This window comes from Nocardia farcinica (assembly GCF_029867845.1).
Taxonomy (GTDB): Bacteria; Actinomycetota; Actinomycetes; order Mycobacteriales; family Mycobacteriaceae; genus Nocardia; species Nocardia farcinica_A.
The window spans coordinates 1-5,113 of sequence record NZ_JARWRU010000640.1 but is presented as its reverse complement, the minus strand read 5'-3'; the positions used below and the strand labels follow the sequence as shown (position 1 = coordinate 5,113).

Here is a 5,113-nt window from a genome sequence, read left to right as displayed (position 1 = left end):
CGGGGGGCTCCGGCCCCCCCGGGGGCCGCGCGCCCCGGCGTTGTACCCTGGTTTCACCCCGCCCCCCCCGGCCGCGCCCGCCGGGGCGCGGGGGGTAGCTATCGCCCGCTCGGAGCCCGATTTTCCGGGCGAGCAAGATCGAATTATGGGGTGCACACAAGATCGAATTCCGTAACCAGGCCAGCACAGTCCGTTTGCCAAGAATTAACGGTGATTCATAACACAAGAATTGCTATTGGTTGTCCGGGGTTTCATTCCTTAACGTTGCAATCGCACACCGAGATGGTGTTGTTATCTGCCCACCCGGAAGGAATCCCCGCCATGATCTCTCGCAAGGTTCTCGTCGCCGCCGGAGCCGTCTCCGCCGCCACCCTGTTCTTCGGCCCGGCCGTGGCCTCTGCCGAGAGCGTCACCGGCGTCACCGGCTCCGCCGCCCTCGCCACCGGTTCGGCCGGCCTGGCCGCCGGGTCCGCCGAGGCGGGCGCCGCCGCGGGGGCCGCGGGTGGCCTGGGCACCGGCTCGGCCGCGCTCGCCGCAGGCTCCGCCGAAGGTGGCGCCGCTCTCGGTTCCGCCGAGGGCCTGGCCACCGGCTCGGCCGCACTCGGCCTCGGCCTCGGCCTGCTCGACACCGGCAGCTCGGCCTTCGACGGCGGCACCTCCGCCCTCGTCAACATCATCGACGTGCTGCTGGGCAGCCGCGACCTGTCCCAGCCGGAGCCCGCCGCCTGATGACCGACGGGCGTCCCGCCCTCGCGACGACGCATTTCCCGGATCATTTGCCAAAGCTCGGCGAACACCGGAATTGCGACATTGCAATGAATTTGCCTGTGCCGGGCGAATAAGATCGGCACGATTCTATTTCCTCAGGCCCTACCGGCCGTGTCCGTCTGCCCCACGGAGAGCGCCGGTAGGGCCTAGGACTGTCCCGGCCCCGTCGATACACCCACACAGGGGGCGGTGGCTGACCGGACTGTCCGCTTCGCGCGATAATGGATGCTATGGAGACCCCAGGAGCAGGCGACGACTCGTCGAAGGTCACCCGGCTGCCGCGCCGTCCACGGCGCGTGACCGAGGAGCCGGGCGCGCGTCCGCGCCGGGCCTGGCTGCCGGAAACCGGCTACGTCTTCGACCCCGCACCGACCAAGCCCGTCTTGCGGTCGGAACTCCAGCGCGAGACCGGCTGGTGGCCGGTCACCCCCGCCACCGATTCGCACCCCGCTCCCGAGAGCGGGCAGGACCGCGAGGGCGATGTCATCGATCTCGACTCCTCCCGGCGCCGGCGTTCCGGCGGATAGGCAGGCGCGCACCGTCCCTGCCGACCCGACGCCGCCTGCCGCGGGCCGCCGGCGCGGCGTAAGCGGCGTGATCCGTTCGTTCGGTGTTCGGGAAGCGCGTGCGCTCGACGGCCGCGCCGGCTCGCACCAGCCCCAGGACGCGCGCGCCAGGACGCGGACGGATCTCGGACACGACCGCCGGCGTTTTCGGGTCTCCCTCGAGGATGACATGCCGCGCGGCGTAGACGGCCGACGCGGCGGGCGAGCCGTTCCGCGGTTCCCGACTCTCCCTGTGCCTGGAGAGCCGGGGAACGCAGCCTCTCCGGGGCGCAGCGGAAGCAGGTGTGGCGGAAACAGGCACAGGGGGAACAGATATTTCGGGGAAAAGGTGCCGGAAAAGACGAAAGGCCCCGCACCTCTGGGGTGCGGAGCCTACATCTCGCGTCGACTAGATCGCGCGGACGTCCTGAGCCTGCGGACCCTTCTGGCCCTGCCCGATCTCGAACTCCACGCGCTGGCCCTCGTCGAGGGTCTTGAAACCCGAGCCGCCGATGGCGGAGTAGTGCACGAAGACGTCAGGGCCGCCTCCGTCTTGGGCGATGAAGCCGAAGCCCTTCTCGCCGTTGAACCATTTCACGCTGCCTTGAGCCATGTGGTAAAAACTTCATTTCTGTAGATGAGCCGCGCTCGAATTAGCTCGGTCTCAGGGACGACTATGCCACACCCACGGGGATCGCGCACATCGGGCACGCACCGGCCAGGGCCGGATCGGCGACGCGGACCCGACCGGCGATCCGCCGGGAATCATCGATTCCGGTCACTGCCCGGTCGGGCGGGCGGTGTCGGCGCGGACGCCATGACGCCGGTCCGATCATGGTGGCGCACAGCATGTTTCATTGCCATCGCGGGTCGCATCCCGCAGGCCCGGACAACTCGATCCCGCTGTCCCGCCCCCACGTCGATCGTCTCCGGCGAATCGAGCGATCGGGCCCACAGAATTCGCGTCGCTGATTTCTGCGTCACACCCGGCGACACCACGAAGGAATTCCTCCGGGAAACGCGTCGCGGCCCCGCGGTGTGCCACCCTGGGCACATGGCCGACGACCGTCTCACCACACCGGGCCGGGGAGATGTCCGCGCGTTTCTCGACTCGGTGGCCGATACGCGCAGGCGGGCCGATGCGCTCGCGGCGCTGGAGCTGATCCAGGGCGTCACCGGCGTCGAGCCGGTGATGTGGGGCAGTTCCATGGTCGGGTTCGGCACGCAGCGCTACACCACCGCCGACGGCAAGGAGCGCGAGTGGTTCGCGGTGGGGCTCGCGCCGCGCAAGGCCGCGCTGACGCTCTACGGTCTGACCTGTCACGGGTCCAACCAGGAGCTGCTCGACCGGCTGGGGCCGCACACCACCGGCAAGGGGTGTCTCTACATCAAGCGGCTGGACCGGGTGGACCGCGCGGTGCTGGCCGAACTGGTGGCTCGCAGCTGGGCGGCCAACCACTCCGGCTGACCGAGCCGGGCCGCTTCCGGCATTCCGCTTGCCGTGCGTTTCTCTCAGGGATACGTTGTATCCATTACCGCCCGGGGGTTCGCGCTACGCGCCGCCCCAGAACGGGCGTGTGCGCCGGCTCGGCTCGGAGGATGGATATGGGACCGCACCCGCACGGCTGGTGGATCGTGCTGCACATCGTGTTGTTCGTCTTCTGGCTCGGCGGCGACCTCGGGGTGTTCTACTCCAGCCGATACGTCATCGACCCGGCACTCGACCCGCAGGCGCGGTCGACGGCACTGCGGATCATGAGCGGGTTGGATCTGGCGCCGAAGGTGTGCCTGGTGTTGTTCCTGCCCAGCGGCGTCACCTTGATGGCGGCCGACCCGCACGGCGCGCAGTTGTTCGGCCACGACCTGTTCCCCTGGTGGGTGGTGGCGCTGACCTGGCTGTTCGCGGCGGGCTGGCTGGCACTGACGGTGATCCAGCACCGTACTCACGGCCGGTTCCCGCTGGTGGCCCGCGCCGATCTGGCCATCCGGTTCGCGGTGGTGGCGGCCCTGGCGGTGGCCGGACTGTACGCGCTGATCGCCACCGAGCCGTTCGGGGTGAGCACCGAACCGCGCTGGCTGGCCGTGAAGATCCTGCTGTACGCGACCGCCATCGCCGTCGGGCTCGGCATCAGGATGACGCTGCGTCCCTTCGGTCCCGCCTTCGGCGCGCTGTCGACCACCGGTTCCACCCCGGAGGTGGAGGCGATCGTCAAGCGCAGCGTGAACGGGTGCCTGCCGTACGTGTGGGCGATCTGGGGCAGCGTGCTGGTGGCCGCGGCGCTCGGCGTCCTCAAACCGGGCGCGAATCTCTGATCCCGCAGGCGCGGCAGGCTCGTTCACGGACCGCGGTGGCGGACACGGGTTTCCCGGACACCACTGATTCCGGTCGGGAGGTCCCGCACCACGCTGAGCAGGGTATGTGCATCGCCGGGGTGCTGCTGTTCCTCGACGCCTCGCCCGCCGAGATCGTCGTCTCGACCACCTGAGGCCACCCCCGCCCGGCCGGCGGCCGAGTCGGCCCGGCTCACTCACGGACGGCGTAGACCTCGTAGAGTTCGGTGCCCTGGAGGCTGGGGTCCTGGCGGGTGCGGCTGGTGAGGCCGTGGTCGCGGAGCATGTCCTCGATACGGGCGAGGCGGCCCTCGATGTCGTGGACTTCGGCGACGACGGAGCGGATGCGTGGCCAGTCGGTGTCGCCGACACCGTTGAGGACGTCGAGTTCGGCGCGTTCCACGTCGATCTTGAGCAGGCCGATCTCACCGTCGGGCGCGTAGGCGTCCATGATCGCCGAGACGGTGGTCATCTCGACGTCGATCTGTTCGCCCCGGTGCAGGTCGGCGGTGATGAGAGCGGCGGCGTCGTCGTTCAGGCCGCTGTTGCGCAGGAAGGTTCTCGTGGCCTGGTCGTCGCGTTCCCGATCGGCGTAGAGGCCGGAATTCGCGGGAGCGTGCGGATACCAGGTGAACGGGAGCACACCGGGCTCCGCGCCGACGGCGAGCGGCAGCGGGGTGCTGCGCGGGACGAAGGCGGCGAGATTGCGTTCGAGGCAGTGGAAGGTGACCGGGGCCGGTTCGGCGGCGATGACCTGCACATCGGGGCAGGCATCGGCGAAGAACAGCGCGCTCAGCCCGATGTTGGCGCCGATGTCGAGGGCGACGTCACCGGGCCGCAACCCGGTCGCGGCCTCGCGGTACATGCCGGATTCGGAAGTGATCTCGCCCCACAGGAATCGGGCCTCGGCGGGGCTGGGGCATTCCACGGTTCTCACATCGTCGAGCTTCAGTTTCTGCACGGAGTTCAGCATCTTCCGGCGAACCTTTCCAATTCGGCGCCGACCACCGCCAGCGCATCCGGGTGGCTCATCTCGAGATGCCGGGCGTCGACCACGGTGTTGTGGACCCGCCCGGTCACACAGTGCCGCCACATCCGCGCCAGCGCGTGGTGGTCGGCGTGGTCGCGGCCCGCGGTGAACAGCAGCAGATCACCGTCGAAGGTGCCTGGCCGGTAGGCGTCGGCGATCTCGCCCGCCGTCTCGAAGCTGCGCATCACGCGGTCGACCTGATCGGGGGTGAACATGGCGGTGCCGGTGACCTGTTCGCGGATCACCGCCCACGCCTCCTCCACGGTCTCGGCGTGCACGTCCTCGCCGAGACCGAACAGTTCGCGCCAGCCGCCGAGCAGGTCGGCCATCAGCTGTCCCGGCGGCCGGTCGTCCGCGGCGGCCGACCGCGGGGGCGCCCCCCCCCCGGCCGCCCGCCCCGCCGGCACACCCCCCCTACCGCCCCCGCGATGCCGGCGCA

8 protein-coding genes are annotated in these 5,113 nt (G+C 69.8%); 5 read left to right on the top strand and 3 right to left on the bottom strand.

Annotated elements, in window-relative coordinates; translation table 11 throughout:
- Positions 1-321: 321 nt before the first annotated feature.
- Together QH283_RS14205 and QH283_RS14200 are read left to right on the top strand one after the other, a co-directional pair.
- Positions 322-729: a hypothetical protein gene (locus tag QH283_RS14205; protein ID WP_280503473.1), complete on the top strand. Its 408-nt coding sequence runs from the start codon at positions 322-324 to the stop codon at positions 727-729.
- 269 nt (positions 730-998) lie between these two features.
- Positions 999-1,295, top strand: a complete 297-nt coding sequence (locus QH283_RS14200) for a hypothetical protein (RefSeq protein WP_280503472.1) — start codon at positions 999-1,001, stop codon at positions 1,293-1,295.
- Positions 1,296-1,722: 427 nt separating this feature from the next.
- Here the strand turns inward: QH283_RS14200 and QH283_RS14195 are convergent, their stop codons facing one another.
- Positions 1,723-1,926 carry a cold-shock protein gene (locus tag QH283_RS14195; RefSeq protein WP_011209970.1) on the bottom strand — a complete coding sequence of 68 codons (204 nt, stop codon included), beginning with the start codon at positions 1,924-1,926 and terminating at the stop codon, positions 1,723-1,725.
- 441 nt (positions 1,927-2,367) lie between these two features.
- On the opposite strand from QH283_RS14195, the gene QH283_RS14190 reads away from it, so the two are divergent.
- The 3 genes from QH283_RS14190 to QH283_RS14180 all read left to right on the top strand — a co-directional run bounded on the left by QH283_RS14190 (position 2,368) and on the right by QH283_RS14180 (position 3,799).
- A complete protein-coding gene (locus tag QH283_RS14190) occupies positions 2,368-2,781 on the top strand; it encodes a DUF1801 domain-containing protein (protein ID WP_280503471.1) in 414 nt (137 codons plus the stop codon).
- A gap of 131 nt (positions 2,782-2,912) precedes the next feature.
- Complete coding sequence (locus QH283_RS14185; RefSeq protein ID WP_280503470.1) at positions 2,913-3,626, top strand: hypothetical protein; 714 nt, start codon at positions 2,913-2,915, stop codon at positions 3,624-3,626.
- A 35-nt stretch (positions 3,627-3,661) separates the two neighbouring features.
- Positions 3,662-3,799, top strand: a complete 138-nt coding sequence (locus tag QH283_RS14180) for a hypothetical protein (protein ID WP_280503469.1) — start codon at positions 3,662-3,664, stop codon at positions 3,797-3,799.
- A 38-nt stretch (positions 3,800-3,837) separates the two neighbouring features.
- Here QH283_RS14180 and QH283_RS14175 read toward each other — a convergent pair whose 3' ends face one another.
- Both QH283_RS14175 and QH283_RS14170 read right to left on the bottom strand, forming a co-directional pair.
- A complete protein-coding gene (locus tag QH283_RS14175; protein WP_280503468.1) occupies positions 3,838-4,617 on the bottom strand; it encodes an FkbM family methyltransferase in 780 nt (259 codons plus the stop codon).
- Positions 4,611-5,113 (bottom strand): hypothetical protein (locus QH283_RS14170; protein ID WP_280503467.1); only part of this gene is annotated, 503 nt, incomplete at its 5' end. The genes QH283_RS14170 and QH283_RS14175, both read right to left, overlap by 7 nt.

Coding starts and splice junctions, on each gene's coding strand:
- QH283_RS14205 (WP_280503473.1), top strand. CDS start 322: ATGATCTCTCGCAAGGTTCTCGTCGCCGCCGGAGCCGTCTCCGCCGCC.
- QH283_RS14200 (WP_280503472.1), top strand. CDS start 999: ATGGAGACCCCAGGAGCAGGCGACGACTCGTCGAAGGTCACCCGGCTG.
- QH283_RS14195 (WP_011209970.1), bottom strand. CDS start 1,926: ATGGCTCAAGGCAGCGTGAAATGGTTCAACGGCGAGAAGGGCTTCGGC.
- QH283_RS14190 (WP_280503471.1), top strand. CDS start 2,368: ATGGCCGACGACCGTCTCACCACACCGGGCCGGGGAGATGTCCGCGCG.
- QH283_RS14185 (WP_280503470.1), top strand. CDS start 2,913: ATGGATATGGGACCGCACCCGCACGGCTGGTGGATCGTGCTGCACATC.
- QH283_RS14175 (WP_280503468.1), bottom strand. CDS start 4,617: ATGCTGAACTCCGTGCAGAAACTGAAGCTCGACGATGTGAGAACCGTG.